Genomic DNA, 13,697 nt, shown 5'->3' on the forward strand with positions numbered 1-13,697 from the left:
TTCGAGATGCTGATGCGCTGGTGTGCTGTTCCCGCGTTGCTGATGGCGTTGACTGGCCTGGCCCAGGCCGCTGACTGTCCGGATTTGCTGCAAGGCTCGCTTCCCAAATTGCGCGCCAAGGAATCCATCGATCTGTGCAAACAGTACGCCGACAAACCGCTGGTGGTGGTCAACACCGCCAGTTTCTGCGGTTTCGCCCCGCAATTCGAAGGGCTCGAAGCGCTCTATCAGCGCTACAAGGCGCAGGGCTTGCAGATGCTCGGCGTGCCGTCCAATGACTTCAAGCAAGAGTCCAAGGACAGCGCCGAAACCGCGAAGGTCTGTTACGCCAACTATGGCGTGACATTCAACATGACCGAGCCGCAGAAAGTTCGCGGCGACGACGCGACCCATCTGTTTCAGGTCCTGGCCGCCCAGAGCAACGCGCCGAAGTGGAATTTCTACAAATACGTGGTGGATCGTCAGGGCAAGGTCGTGGCCAGTTTTTCCAGCCTGACCAAACCGGATGATCCGGAGTTCATCGCCGCAATCGAAAAGGCGATAGCGTCAAAACCGCGGCAACCCTGATCATCGCAGTGATTCTGCAGGAGCTGCGGCGCGCTGCGATTTTTGAGAAGGTCAAAAGATCGCAGCCTCGTTTCACTCGACAGCTCCTACAGGGGCTGAGCCGTACGGTTTGTGTAGGAGCTGCGGTACGCTGCGATCTTTTGATCTTGAGCGCCACAGTCGAAAGACGGAATTCCAGTCAATAAAAAGCCCCGCCTCTGCAAACAGAGCGGGGCTTTTTGATGGGCGAGGGATTAGCCTCGCCAACACGCATCAGAAGCGATAGGTCGCGCCGACACCGAAACCGTTCGCCGAGTTTTCATACTTCGAATCGTATGTCTGGCCACGAGCGTTTTCGTTGCGGATGTTGACCGACTCTTCCTTCAGGTACGAATACGCGACGTCGATGGTCAGGTCGTCGGTCGGGCTCCAGCCAGCGCCGATACTGAAGATCGTGCGGTCGCCAGTCGGAATGCGTGGCGAACGATCTTCGTTATTGGTTGGCGACTGGTCGAAGGTCAGGCCGGTACGCAGTACCCACTCCTTGTTCAACTGATACGACGTACCTACGGCGTAAGCCCAGGTGTCGTGCCAGTTCTGGTCTTCGTTGATCGAACCGAACTGACCGGCCAGCAGCGGCTGCACACCGGAGTTCTTCACGGTGATCTTGTCCAGCTGGCTCCAGCGAGTCCAGGTGGTCCCGGCGTAGACGTTCCAACGATCGTTGATCGCCTGGGTGACCGAGAGATCGACGGATTCCGGGGTGGTGATTTTCAACGAAGCGTCGTACTTCTGGCTCGCGCCCAGACCGACTGCGGCCAATGCGCCGTAGTTGACCTTGGTGTCGCCTTCCAGCTTGTAGTCGACTTTGGAGTGGTAAGTCAGGCCCAGGCGAGTAGTGTCGGTGGCTTGTACCAGCAGGCCGACGTTGTAGCCCAGTGCGGTGTCGTCACCCTTGATCTTGACCTTGCCGTCCGGCAGAGCCTGAGTGATCGACAGGTTGGATTCCAGCGAACCGTCGATGCGGTTGATGGTCGGGCCGAAACCGATCGACACCTTGTCGTTGAACGCGTAGCTGACGGTCGGTTGGAAAGTGATGACTTGGACTTCGGACTTGCTGCCGAAGTAACGGCCGGCAAAGCCGTTTTCATAATCAGTGATCAGGCCGAACGGCACATAAACGCCGAGGCCGAATGCCCAGTGATCATCGATCGGTTTTACATAGAAGCCCATCGGTACGGCGGTGAGGGGCACCATATCGCCCTTGTTGCTGCCACCGTTAGGGCTCGAGCTGGCGTCGCTGATATCGGTATGCGCGTCGACCAGGGCTACACCGCCGGTGACTTGTTCGCGCTTGATGCGCGCCATGCCGGCCGGGTTGCCATAAACAGTGCTCGCGTCGTCGGCAGAAGAAGATCGCCCGGCAAAACCAGTCCCCATCCCACTGATGCTTTGTTCGTTGAGGGCAAAACCTGCCGCGAAGATTTGAGTAGAGGCAAGAGTAACGGCGAGGCTAAGGGTGGTTTTGAGCATGACTTTTTTCATTATTAGAACTCCTGGTGATCACCGGGGCGAAAATTACCAACATTTTCGTCCCAGCGCTATAGCCTGTATGCCTTGAGTTAGAGCGGTTTTGTAGGACAATCTGACTAAAATGACGGCCTGTTGCGAGAACTTGTGAAACCGCGCGGTCAGCAAGCGACCTGATTCAGCGGTGAAACACAGGTTTGCCAGGCACAGGTGAAGTCACGCAAACGGCCTTGGGGCTGAAACGTCTGGCGCCAGATTCGCGCCATGCCGAGCAGGTCATTCGGTGCGGGGAGGGTGGGGTTTTGTTCTTCTACCAACAACCAGGCGATGGCGGTGGCGTAACGCAGGTTGACGGTCAGTTCCAGATGCGGACCACTGAGGAACGCATGCTGACTGGCGAGGCCGCGCACCAGGCTGGCGCGCTCCGGATCCAGCGCCAGATAATCGTCCCAGAGCGACTGGTGACGATGCTCGGCAATCCGGTAGAGGCCGTGGCCCCGGCGATCGTGCAGGGCGGACCCGAGGGCGGACTGGCTGGCGGCGATGCCCAACAGCAGGGATTCGGCGGTTGCGCAGTGGCGTCCCAGATAAATCAGTGTGGGACGGATCACGTAGCGGCACAGTTCGCTGGCAGCGATACCCATAACACCCTCGGTTTCTTGTAATAAAGGGCGAGTCCTGAAGGGCTTTGGCAGCAGTGGATCGACTCAGGCTCGCCGCAAGCGGGTCAAGCCGCTTGAGTTGAAGTGTCGTGTCATATTCGGCGTGTAAAGGTCTGTTTTTAAAATATTTCCGCCGGCGAGTTATAATCGTTATATCCGAAGGTACTTAAGCATCGGTGGCTAAAAGTGAAACACCGGGCAATAAAAAGCCCCGCATTTTCGGGCGGGGCTTTTGCTTTTGCAGCCTTTTCGGCTTTCAGGCAACCAGTGCCTGACGTGTACGATCGATTACGGCCTGCAGCGGTTCGGCGCTGGAGTACTGATCGGGGTACAAGCGCTCGGTGTGACGAGCGATCCCGTGTTCATTGACCACGGTGAAGCTGAAGCAGCCTTTGCGAGCGGCCATGATCAGGCAGTTCATTGGGGCAAAAGCGTTGGTTAGGGTGCGAATGGCATCCTGAGTATGGATTTGAGTAGACATAGTTATTAGGTGTTCCTACAAATGACACGGATAAGAACCGTGCAACGTTAAAACGTTCCAGTAACGTCGATCACCATTGATCGAACGAAGAACCCGACTGGAACAAAGCAGCCAGTTTGAAGCGCAATCAAGTTGGCGCGCTTGGGCTGGCAGGTAGGTACTTAGGAGGACAGGCATCACAACGAGGGCAAAGGTTCTGGGCCCGGGGTGAAGATCCTGATCAATTTGCAGGTTGGTTCGGTCAGAGTAAGTGCTCTTCGCAACACCCTTCGCATCATTCGAAGGCAGTGTCGTCGCAAGATTTACCTGGAAACCATCGAGGGGTCGTTCCCGCTTTTTTCGGCAAAGGCTTCTTTGAAGAAGGCTGACCGTGGGGATGTGTTCGACCGGAATTGACTTTCAGCTTGGTACTAACGCCGCGGATACTAACCGATCGAAAATCCTAAAGCAAATGCCTGGCGAAAAAATGTCCAGGAAGCTGTGACTATTTCATTGCTCGAACTCGCCGATGCGCCTGAACCGGGCACAGTTTGCGACCACTGGTCGGAGGGAATCACCTCTGCAAGCCACTGCCGCACCGGTTTATGCCCAGCGCAACGACAAAATTGACCCGAAAAAGCGCGCTCATATAACCGAGTAACAGGCAGTTGTGCACATTAGTTGCGCAGGCTGTCACATGCCTGTCACACACAACCTGACCTGGGTCGCTGCCTGTATCGAAAGTTTAAGTCAATGAAAAACATCGCTTTTTTTTGTTGGTGAAAAAATCGTCAGTTTGACTGGGAGCCCCATTCCATAAGGCTTTGCGACGGTTGCAGGGCGGTTGTCCACTGAGTTATCCACAGCTTCTGTGGATTGTCCCGAGCGCTTGCTCTAGCACGGGCGTGCCGGGTTGTTTTTCGACTTTACCTGTAAGAAAAAGAGAGTAGAGTGGCGCGCCTTCCGATCTGTCCCACAGTGCTTTATGAAGTTTCGCTCAGTATCAGACTCTGTTACCTCACAATCTCTTTCTGTTACCCCGATCAAGCGATTTTCCGTGCGTGTCGCCGAATGGCTGCTCGACAGTCCGCGCTTGAGTGACAGTCACAACGCCAAACACTTGGCCGGTCGCCTGCTCAAGCAACCGGCGCGCGAAGGCGTGGTCGCAGCGCAAAGTCGTCTCGGTCAGTTGATGTGCCGTGAGTGCGGCAACGCCCGGGATCGGCGCATCGGCCAGGAGTTGCTGCGTCAGGCTGCTCGCGCGGGGGACCTGCGGGCACAGCAGGAACTCGGGCTCATCGAAGACTGAGCTGTCCAAGCTCTGACGCCTTGGTTAACCTTCAGGTTTTATCGGATCGGCAGGAGTCGCTATGGCTATGGACTTGACCAGCGTGTTGCTTGGTCTCGCAGGGGCAGGTCTGCCGCTGTTGGCGCTGGCCTGGCAACTGCAGCGCCGGGCGAGCAATGGCCAGGCCGAAGTGGCGCTGCTCGAAGAGCGATTGGCCATGGCGCAACTGGCGCAAGACGGGCTCAATGCTCAGCTCGAGGCCAGTCGCGATGAAATCGCCGATCTCGGTCAGGCCAACGCTGCTAAACAAGCGGATCTGGCTGCGCTGCGCCGGGAAGTCGAGTTGTTGCAAATCGAGCGCGACGATGCCCGTGATGCCTCCCATGCCTGGAATCTCGAACGTGCCAACAAAGACGCCGAGCTGCGCCGCCTCGACGCGCAGGCCGCTTCCTTGAGCGCCGAATTGCGCGAGCAGCAGGAAAGCCATCAGCAACGCCTCACCGATCTCCAAGGCTCGCGCGATGAGTTGCGCGCGCAGTTCGCCGAGTTGGCCGGGAAAATTTTCGATGAGCGCGAACAGCGTTTTGCCGAGACCAGTCAGCAGCGCTTGGGGCAACTGCTCGATCCGTTGAAAGAACGCATTCAGTCCTTCGAAAAACGCGTGGAAGAAAGCTATCAGGCCGAGGCCCGTGAACGCTTTTCGCTGGCGAAAGAGCTGGAGCGCTTGCAAGCGCTAAACCTGCGCCTGAGCGACGAAGCGACCAACCTGACCCGTGCCTTGAAAGGCCAGAAAACCCAAGGCAACTGGGGTGAGCTGATTCTCGAGCGCGTGCTCGAACATGCCGGTCTGGAAAAGGGTCGCGAGTACCAGACCCAAGTCAATCTAAAAGGCGCGGATGGCGAGCGCTTCCAGCCGGATGTGATTATTTATCTGCCAGGCGACAAGCAGGTGGTAGTCGATTCGAAAGTCAGCCTTACCGCGTATCAACAATATGTTGCGGCCGATGACGATACCCTCGGACAGATCGCGATCAAGCAGCACGTGCTGTCCTTGCGCAATCATGTGAAGGGCCTGGCCGGCAAGGATTACAAGCGACTGGAAGGCCTGCACAGCCTCGATTTCGTGCTGCTCTTCGTGCCGATCGAAGCGGCATTTTCCGCTGCTTTGCAGGCTGAGCCTTCGCTGTTTCAAGAGGCGTTCGACCGCAACATCGTTATCGTCAGCCCAACCACGCTGCTGGCGACCTTGCGCGTCATCGACAGCCTCTGGAAGCAGGAACGGCAGAGTCAGAATGCCCGGGAAATCGCCGAGCGCGCCGGGTGGCTGTACGACAAATTCGTGCTGTTCATCCAGGATCTGGATGAGGTCGGCAATCGTCTGCAGCAACTGGACAAGGCCTACAGTTCAGCGCGCAACAAGCTGACGGAAGGGCGCGGCAATCTGGTCAGCCGCAGTGAACAGCTCAAATTGCTGGGTGCGCGGGCGAGCAAAAGCTTGCCGGCGGATTTGCTGGAGCGGGCGATGACTGATGTTGATGGCCTGGTCGAGTTGCCTGAATAAAGATCGAAAGATCGCAGCCTGCGGCAGCTCCATGTAGGAGCTGCCGCAGGCTGCGATCTTTTGCTTTTAAAGCGGCACATACCGACTCAACAGAGCCCGCAACGCCGCCGGTTTCACCGGTTTGGCCAGATAATCCAGCCCCGCTGCATGCACCTGCGCCACCGTTTCAGGTCGCCCGTCCGCGCTGATGACTACGCCTGGCACCGGCTCACCGATTGTCGTGCGCAACCAGGCCATCAATTCGGTGCCGGTATCCCCGTGATCGAGGTGATAGTCGACCAGCGCCAGTTGCGGACGCACGCCGTCGCTCAGCAACGCCGCACATTCCTCGCGATTGCGCGCCGTCCAGACCTGACAGCCCCAGCGGCTCAACAAACTGTTCATGCCGATCAGGATGCTGTCTTCATTGTCGATGCACAGTACCCGCGCGCCGCTGAGCAATTTGCCATTCGATTCGGCAGCAGCACTGACGGGCGCGGTTTGCGTGCGCGCCAACGGCACGCTGACGCTAAAGACGCTGCCGCGCCCCGGCCACGAACGTACGCGTAAGGTGTGGCCGAGCACGCGACACAAACCGTCAGCAATCGCCAGACCCAGTCCCAAGCCTTTTTCGGCGCGGGTCTGATGGCTGTCGAGACGTTTGAATTCTTCGAAAATCACTTGCTGTTTGTCTTCCGGAATGCCCGGCCCGCGATCCCAGACTTCCAGGCACAACTCCTCGCCACGCCGACGCACACCCAGCAAAACCGGGCCTTTGGCATAGCGGAACGCATTGGTCAGGAAGTTCTGCAGAATCCGCCGCAGCAACTTGATATCACTGTCGACGCGCAAACGACTGCCGCGCACGCGGAACGTCAGGCCCTGTTCCTGCGCCAGTGCCATGAATTCGGCCCCAAGGGTGTCGAACAGCTCACTGATCGCGAACGACTTGCGATCCGGATTGATCTTGCGGTTTTCCAGGCGCGATATGTCCAGCAGATCGCTGATCAGGTCTTCAGCCGAACGCAGTGAACTGTCGAGGTGCTGCACCAGTTTCTGCGCCTCGCTGGTCAAGCCTTCCTCCTGATGGGAGAGGGCGGCGGAGAACAACCGCGCTGCGTTCAACGGCTGCATCAAGTCATGGCTGACGGCGGCGAGGAAGCGGGTTTTCGACTGGTTTGCCGACTCGGCATGACCCTTGGCCTCGGTCAGTGCAACGTTGAGTTGCGACAGTTCCTGGGTGCGCTCACTGACCCTCTGCTCAAGGCCTTCGTTGGCCTCGGTCAGCGCCTGTTCGGCCTCGCGGAACGCGGTGATGTCGGTGAAACTCATGACGAATCCGCCGCCGGGCATCGGGTTGCCGATCAGCTCGATCACCCGACCGTTGGGGAATAGCCGTTCAGAGGTGTGCGCCCGGCCTTGACGCATCCAGTGCAGACGTCGGGCGACATGGACTTCCGCTTCACCGGGCCCGCACAAGCCGCGCTCGGCGTTGTAGCGAATGATGTCGGCAATCGGCCGGCCGAGTCGGATCAAGCCATCCGGGTAGTTGAACAATTCCAGATAGCGGCGGTTCCACGCCACCAGCTTCAGCGACTGGTCGACCACGCTGATGCCTTGGGTAATGTTTTCGATCGCGCCTTGCAGCAGCGCGCGGTTGAATTGCAGGACTTCCGAAGCTTCGTCGGCGATTCGCACGACATCCTCGAGCTGCATTTCGCGACCTTCGATGGCGGCTTTTACCACGGCGCGGGTCGACGAAGCACCGAGGACGCCAGCCAGCAGACGTTCGGTGTGGGCGATCCATTCGCCGTCGGCGTTTTGGTTAGGGTTAAAGCCTTTGCCCTGGCGATAGGCGAAGCGAATAAAGCTCTGGCGCGCACGTTCTTCACCAACGAAGCGCGCCGCCAGTTGCAGCAGATCGTCGATTTGCACCGCCAGCATCGAGCGTGCACTCGGCCTGGCGCTGATTTCCTGACCGATAAAACGCCCGGCTTGCCAGTGCTCGGAAACCCTCGTGCGCGACAGCACGGAGACCCACGCGAACAAGGTGAAGTTGCCGGCCAGCGATAGCACCACGCCTTGCGTCAGCGGGGTGATGGGCAGGTTGAGCGGGTTGCTGTGCAGCCACGCCAGACCTGGAAAACTGCTCAGCGACCAGCCGAGGCTGTGCGCGGCAATCGGCAGAACCAGGGTGTAAAACCACAGAAACGTGCCCGTGGCCAAACCGGCAAAAACTCCACGACGGTTGGCCTGTTTCCAATACAGCGCGCCGAGCATGGCCGGGGCCAATTGCGTCACGGCGGCAAAGGCAATCTGGCCGATGGTCGCCAGGCTCGCGGTCGAGCCGAGCAGGCGATAGCTGACGTAGGCCAGGAGCAGGATGACCACGATACTCACACGGCGCACCGACAACATCCATTGGCGGAACACTTCGAACGGGCGCTCGGCGTTGTTGCGACGCAGCAACCATGGCAACAGCATGTCGTTGGACACCATGGTCGACAGCGCCACGCTGGCAACAATCACCATGCCGGTGGCTGCCGAGGCGCCACCGATAAACGCCAGCATCGCCAGCGCCGGATGGGCCTGCGCCAGCGGCAGGCTGATCACGAACGAGTCGGGCAATACGTCGCTCGGTAACATCATCTGACCGGCCAGAGCGATGGGTACTACAAACAGCGCAGCCAAGGCCAGATAGGCCGGAAACACCCACTTGGCCAGGCGCAGATCCTGCGGATCGATGTTCTCCACGACGGTGACGTGGAATTGCCGGGGCAGGCAGATGATCGCCATCATCGCCACGCCGGTCTGCACCACCATTGACGGCCAGTTGATGGTTTCCTTCCAGTATTCCTCCAGGCGCGGGGCGAGCATCGCCTGATTGAACAGATCGTCGAAGCCGTCATACAAGCCATAAGTGACGAAGGCACCGACGGCGAGAAAGGCGAACAGTTTGACTAGGGACTCGAAAGCAATTGCCAGCACCATGCCGCGGTGGTGCTCGGTGGCATCGAGGTTGCGCGTGCCGAAGACGATGGTGAACAGCGCCAGCACCAGCGACACGATCAGCGCGGTGTCCTGGGCGCGGGTGCCCATGGCGTCGGCACCGGCGCCGATCAGCAGGTTCACGCCCAGAACGATGCCTTTGAGTTGGAGGGCGATATACGGGAGTACGCCGACCAGACAGATCAATGCGACCACCACCGCCAGCGATTGCGATTTGCCGTAGCGCGCGGCGATGAAGTCGGCAATGGAGGTGATGTTCTCCTGTTTGCTGATCATCACCATCTTTTGCAGAACCCACGGCGCGCCGACCAGCAGCAGGATGGGCCCCAGGTAAATCGGCAAGAACGACCACAGCTGCTCGGCGGCCTGACCCACCGCGCCGAAGAACGTCCAGCTGGTGCAATAGACCGCCAGCGACAGGCTGTACACCCACGCACGCACGCGCGGCGGCAACGGCGTGCTGCGCCGGTCGCCGTAGAAGGCGATGGCGAACATGATGGCCATGTAGGCCAGGGCGACGGCGGCGATCAGCCCGGTGGACAACGACATGTAGCACTCCCGACAAAAGACTCCCCGGCGACCCTGTCCGGGCGGACAGTCTCGCATGGGCGGGGGCGGTTAGTCAGTGTCGACCAAGGTCGTGGCGCGGCGCGGTGTCGCAGGCACAAATGCGCCGCAGTCCGGAGGAGCTGTCGAGCGCAACGAACCTCTAAATCAACATCAAGAGATCGCAGCGTTCCGCAGCTCCTACAGGGGCTGGCATCGCCCCTCATCTGTAGGAGCTGTCGAGTGCAACGAGGCTGCGATCTTTTGATCTTCGCTACTAACCTCAACAGATCGCAGCGTGCCGCAGCTCCTACAGGGGCTGATGTCGCAGCTAACTCTGTAGGAGCTGTCGAGTGCAACGAGGCTGCGATCTTTTGATCTTCGCTACTAACCTCAAGAGACCACAGCGCGCCTTAAGTGCGATTGTGCGCAGTTTCGGTGATTCAATCCGCGGGCAGCGTTTGAGTGAATATTCACAAAACAGATAACAGTTAGAGATATTACCCGTTATATAGATATTCGATTTGGTTCTACCATGGATTCAACCTCACCAGAGGACAGGAGTTCATGATGATTTGCCCCAACAGCACCACCCCAAGCTACAAGCCTTTAAGCCAGCTTCAACACCCGCGCGAAGTGATCCGCCAGTTCACCCCGAACTGGTTTGCCGCGACCATGGGCACCGGCGTGCTGGCATTGGCGCTGGCGCAATTGCCCGTGGCCATTCCCGGACTGCACTCGGTCGCCGAAGGGCTGTGGTTGTTCAACATTCTGTTGTTCACGCTGTTTACCGCTGCCTACGCTGCGCGCTGGATGCTGTTCTTCGATGAGGCGCGGCGCATTTTTGGCCACTCCACCGTTTCAATGTTCTTCGGCACCATCCCCATGGGCCTGGCCACGATCATCAATGGTTTCTTGCTGTTCGGGCTCCCGCGATGGGGCGAGGGCGTCGTGCAGATCGCCGAGGTGTTGTGGTGGATCGACGTGGCGCTGTCGCTGGCCTGCGGTGTGCTGATTCCGTACATGATGTTTACCCGTCAGGAACACAGCATCGACCAGATGACTGCGGTCTGGCTGTTGCCGGTCGTGGCCGCCGAAGTGGCGGCGGCCAGCGGTGGCCTGCTCGCACCGCATCTGAGCGATCCCCACTCGCAACTGGTGGTGCTGACGACGAGCTACGTACTTTGGGCGTTTTCCCTACCCGTGGCGTTCAGCATTCTGACAATTCTGCTGCTGCGCATGGCCCTGCACAAATTGCCCCACGAGAATATGGCTGCGTCGAGCTGGCTGGCGCTGGGTCCGATCGGTACCGGCGCGTTGGGCATGTTGCTGTTGGGCGGCGAGGCGCCGGCCATTTTTGCCGCGAATGGTTTGCCGGGTGTCGGTGAAATCGCCTCCGGCCTCGGCCTGGTGGCGGGAATCACGTTATGGGGTTTCGGGCTGTGGTGGATGCTGATGGCGCTGCTGATTACCCTGCGTTACCTGCGCGATGGCATTCCGTTCAACCTCGGCTGGTGGGGTTTTACCTTCCCGTTGGGCGTGTATTCGCTGGCGACGCTGAAACTGGCAAGCATCCTTGGCCTGACGTTTTTCAGTGCGTTCGGAACGGTGCTGGTGATTTTGCTCGCAGCGATGTGGCTGATTGTTGGCAAACGCACCGTGCAAGGCGCCTGGCGGGGCGAGTTGTTTGTCTCGCCTTGTATTGCAGGTTTGAAGCAATAATCCGCAAAGTTTAGGTAAGGTGTGGCCTGGATCGCGGTTCGAGATTCCAATAACAAGCAACCAGGCCTCTCTACCTCACATCAGGAAACACGGAAGATGAGTCACCCCTCACAGTTCACCCTGCTGCGTACACGGCGTTTTTTGCCTTTCTTCATTACCCAGTCGCTCGGCGCGTTTAACGACAACGTTTTTAAACAATCTTTGATCCTCGCCATTCTCTACCGGCTGACCATCGAGGGTGACCGCTCGATCTGGGTCAACCTGTGCGCGCTGCTGTTTATCCTGCCGTTCTTTCTGTTCTCGGCGCTGGCCGGGCAGTTCGGGGAAAAATTCGCCAAAGATGCGTTGATCCGTCTGATCAAGCTCGCGGAAATCGCCATCATGGCTGTGGGATCTGTCGGCTTTCTCTTTGATCATCTGTCGCTGATGTTGGTGGCGCTGTTTGCGATGGGCACCCATTCGGCGCTGTTCGGACCGGTGAAATATTCGATCCTGCCGCAGGCGTTGCGCGAAGACGAACTGGTCGGCGGCAATGGTCTGGTGGAAATGGGCACGTTTCTGGCGATTCTCGCCGGGACCATTGGCGCCGGAATCATGATGTCTTCGGCGAACTACGCGCCGGTGGTTTCCGCCGCTATCGTCGGCATTGCCGTGTTGGGTTATCTGGCCAGCCGCAGCATTCCGCGCGCGGCGGCGTCTTCGCCGGAAATGCGCCTGAACTGGAACATTTTCAGCCAGTCCTGGGCGACGCTGAAACTCGGCTTGGGGCAAACGCCGGCCGTGTCGCGCTCGATTGTCGGCAACTCCTGGTTCTGGTTTGTCGGGGCGATTTATCTTACGCAGATTCCGGCATATGCCAAGGAATGGATGCATGGCGACGAGACCGTGGTCACGCTGATTCTTACGGTGTTTTCGGTTGGTATCGCCTTGGGTTCGATGCTCTGCGAAAAACTCTCCGGGCGCAAAGTCGAGATCGGCCTGGTGCCGTTTGGCTCGTTTGGCCTGACGGTATTCGGGTTGCTGCTGTGGTGGCATTCCGGCGGGATTCCCGACAGCGTCAGCGGGCATAGCTGGGTTGAAGTGCTGGGCTTCGTGCACACCTGGGCGGTGTTGATCGACATCCTCGGCCTCGGCATTTTTGGCGGCTTCTATATCGTGCCGCTGTACGCGCTGATCCAGTCGCGCACCGCCGAGAACGAGCGGGCTCGGGTGATTGCCGCCAACAACATCCTCAACGCGCTGTTCATGGTGGTCTCGGCGATTGTTTCGATCGTTTTGTTGAGCCTGGCCAAACTGTCGATCCCGCAGCTGTTTCTGGTGGTCTCGCTGCTGAACATCGGCGTCAACGCGTACATCTTCAAAATCGTCCCCGAGTTCAGCATGCGGTTCATGATCTGGCTCCTCAGCCATTCCATGTACCGCGTCGAGCATCGCAATCTTGAGGCAATCCCCGACGAAGGCGCGGCGTTGCTGGTGTGCAACCACGTATCGTTCGTTGACGCGTTGCTGATCGGCGGGGCGGTGCGTAGGCCGATTCGCTTTGTCATGTACTACAAAATCTACAACCTGCCGGTGCTGAACTTTATCTTCCGCACGGCGGGCGCAATTCCTATCGCCGGGCGTCAGGAAGATATCCAGATTTACGAAAAAGCCTTCACTCGCATCGGGCAATATCTGAAGGACGGTGAGCTGGTGTGCATCTTTCCGGAAGGCAAGCTGAAGACTGATGGTGAAATCAACGAATTCCGCGGCGGCGTGACGCGGATTCTGGAGGAGACATCGGTGCCGGTGATTCCTTTGGCGTTGCAAGGCTTGTGGGGCAGCTTCTTCAGCCGCGATCCGAACAAGGGCTTGTTCCGTCGGTTGTGGTCGCGGGTGACGCTGGTGGCCGGGCCGGCGGTGATCGAAGGCGCGGAGCCGGCGAGATTGCAGGGGTTGGTGGGGGAGTTGCGGGGAGCCGTTAAATAGTTGGTGACTGGGCGGCCCTCATCGCTGGCAAGCCAGCTCCCACAGGTTCGATGGTGTACACCAATCTTGTGGGAGCTGGCTTGCCAGCGATGGGGCCAGAGGCCTAAGCGCTGACTTTAAGGCCGATCAAACCCGTGATGATCAACGCCACACTGGCCAGCCGAATCAATGCCATCGACTCGCCAAACAAGATGATCCCGGCGATCACCGTGCCAACCGCACCAACACCTGTCCAGATTGCGTAAGCCGTGCCGAGCGGCAACTCCTTCATCGCCAGACCGAGCAAGCCAAGGCTGATGGCCATGGCAGCAACGGTCAGGACAGTGGGGAGCGGTCGGGTGAAGCCGTCGGTGTATTTCAGGCCGACGGCCCAGCCAACTTCAAACAGGCCGGCGCAAAACAGAATGATCCAGGACATGACAGACC

Annotated in this window: 10 protein-coding genes; 5 read left to right on the plus strand and 5 right to left on the minus strand. The window is 58.8% G+C overall.

Features of this window, described 5'->3' with window-relative positions:
• Positions 1 to 6: 6 nt before the first annotated feature.
• Positions 7 to 567 (plus strand): glutathione peroxidase, encoded by a 561-nt coding sequence (locus EL257_RS08240; protein WP_126361481.1) that lies wholly within the window; start codon positions 7 to 9, stop codon positions 565 to 567.
• A gap of 252 nt (positions 568 to 819) precedes the next feature.
• Here the strand turns inward: EL257_RS08240 and EL257_RS08245 are convergent, their stop codons facing one another.
• The 3 genes from EL257_RS08245 to EL257_RS08255 form a co-directional block, all read right to left on the minus strand.
• Complete coding sequence (locus EL257_RS08245) at positions 820 to 2,091, minus strand: OmpP1/FadL family transporter (protein ID WP_126361485.1); 1,272 nt, start codon at positions 2,089 to 2,091, stop codon at positions 820 to 822.
• A 146-nt stretch (positions 2,092 to 2,237) separates the two neighbouring features.
• Entirely contained in the window at positions 2,238 to 2,720 is a 483-nt protein-coding gene (locus EL257_RS08250; RefSeq protein WP_126361488.1) for a hypothetical protein, read from the minus strand.
• A 274-nt stretch (positions 2,721 to 2,994) separates the two neighbouring features.
• Positions 2,995 to 3,219 carry a hypothetical protein gene (locus EL257_RS08255; protein WP_126361490.1) on the minus strand — a complete coding sequence of 75 codons (225 nt, stop codon included), beginning with the start codon at positions 3,217 to 3,219 and terminating at the stop codon, positions 2,995 to 2,997.
• 964 nt (positions 3,220 to 4,183) lie between these two features.
• On the opposite strand from EL257_RS08255, the gene EL257_RS08265 reads away from it, so the two are divergent.
• Both EL257_RS08265 and rmuC read left to right on the plus strand, forming a co-directional pair.
• Complete coding sequence (locus tag EL257_RS08265) at positions 4,184 to 4,507, plus strand: sel1 repeat family protein (protein WP_126361493.1); 324 nt, start codon at positions 4,184 to 4,186, stop codon at positions 4,505 to 4,507.
• A gap of 175 nt (positions 4,508 to 4,682) precedes the next feature.
• The gene (rmuC, locus tag EL257_RS08270) at positions 4,683 to 6,047 is read left to right on the plus strand and encodes a DNA recombination protein RmuC (RefSeq protein ID WP_172604542.1); all 1,365 of its coding nucleotides are present in this window, start codon (positions 4,683 to 4,685) and stop codon (positions 6,045 to 6,047) included.
• 66 nt (positions 6,048 to 6,113) lie between these two features.
• Here rmuC and EL257_RS08275 read toward each other — a convergent pair whose 3' ends face one another.
• Positions 6,114 to 9,584 (minus strand): PAS domain-containing hybrid sensor histidine kinase/response regulator, encoded by a 3,471-nt coding sequence (locus tag EL257_RS08275; protein WP_126361499.1) that lies wholly within the window; start codon positions 9,582 to 9,584, stop codon positions 6,114 to 6,116.
• Between the two features lie 567 nt (positions 9,585 to 10,151).
• On the opposite strand from EL257_RS08275, the gene EL257_RS08280 reads away from it, so the two are divergent.
• Together EL257_RS08280 and EL257_RS08285 are read left to right on the plus strand one after the other, a co-directional pair.
• Positions 10,152 to 11,303, plus strand: coding sequence for a TDT family transporter (locus EL257_RS08280; protein ID WP_126368030.1), 1,152 nt, complete (start codon positions 10,152 to 10,154; stop codon positions 11,301 to 11,303).
• A 96-nt stretch (positions 11,304 to 11,399) separates the two neighbouring features.
• Positions 11,400 to 13,271, plus strand: coding sequence for an MFS transporter (locus EL257_RS08285; RefSeq protein ID WP_126361501.1), 1,872 nt, complete (start codon positions 11,400 to 11,402; stop codon positions 13,269 to 13,271).
• A 103-nt stretch (positions 13,272 to 13,374) separates the two neighbouring features.
• Here the strand turns inward: EL257_RS08285 and sugE are convergent, their stop codons facing one another.
• Complete coding sequence (gene sugE / locus EL257_RS08290) at positions 13,375 to 13,689, minus strand: quaternary ammonium compound efflux SMR transporter SugE (RefSeq protein WP_126361504.1); 315 nt, start codon at positions 13,687 to 13,689, stop codon at positions 13,375 to 13,377.
• Between the last annotated feature and the right edge of the window lie 8 nt (positions 13,690 to 13,697).

The organism is Pseudomonas fluorescens, from assembly GCF_900636825.1.
Taxonomy (GTDB): Bacteria; Pseudomonadota; Gammaproteobacteria; order Pseudomonadales; family Pseudomonadaceae; genus Aquipseudomonas; species Aquipseudomonas fluorescens_BG.

Excerpts from the sequence above, each read along its gene's own strand:
- EL257_RS08240 (WP_126361481.1), top strand. The coding sequence starts at position 7 with ATGCTGATGCGCTGGTGTGCTGTTCCCGCGTTGCTGATGGCGTTGACT.
- EL257_RS08245 (WP_126361485.1), bottom strand. The coding sequence starts at position 2,091 with ATGAAAAAAGTCATGCTCAAAACCACCCTTAGCCTCGCCGTTACTCTT.
- EL257_RS08250 (WP_126361488.1), bottom strand. The coding sequence starts at position 2,720 with ATGGGTATCGCTGCCAGCGAACTGTGCCGCTACGTGATCCGTCCCACA.
- EL257_RS08255 (WP_126361490.1), bottom strand. The coding sequence starts at position 3,219 with ATGTCTACTCAAATCCATACTCAGGATGCCATTCGCACCCTAACCAAC.
- EL257_RS08265 (WP_126361493.1), top strand. The coding sequence starts at position 4,184 with ATGAAGTTTCGCTCAGTATCAGACTCTGTTACCTCACAATCTCTTTCT.
- EL257_RS08275 (WP_126361499.1), bottom strand. The coding sequence starts at position 9,584 with ATGTCGTTGTCCACCGGGCTGATCGCCGCCGTCGCCCTGGCCTACATG.
- EL257_RS08280 (WP_126368030.1), top strand. The coding sequence starts at position 10,152 with ATGATTTGCCCCAACAGCACCACCCCAAGCTACAAGCCTTTAAGCCAG.
- EL257_RS08285 (WP_126361501.1), top strand. The coding sequence starts at position 11,400 with ATGAGTCACCCCTCACAGTTCACCCTGCTGCGTACACGGCGTTTTTTG.
- sugE (WP_126361504.1), bottom strand. The coding sequence starts at position 13,689 with ATGTCCTGGATCATTCTGTTTTGCGCCGGCCTGTTTGAAGTTGGCTGG.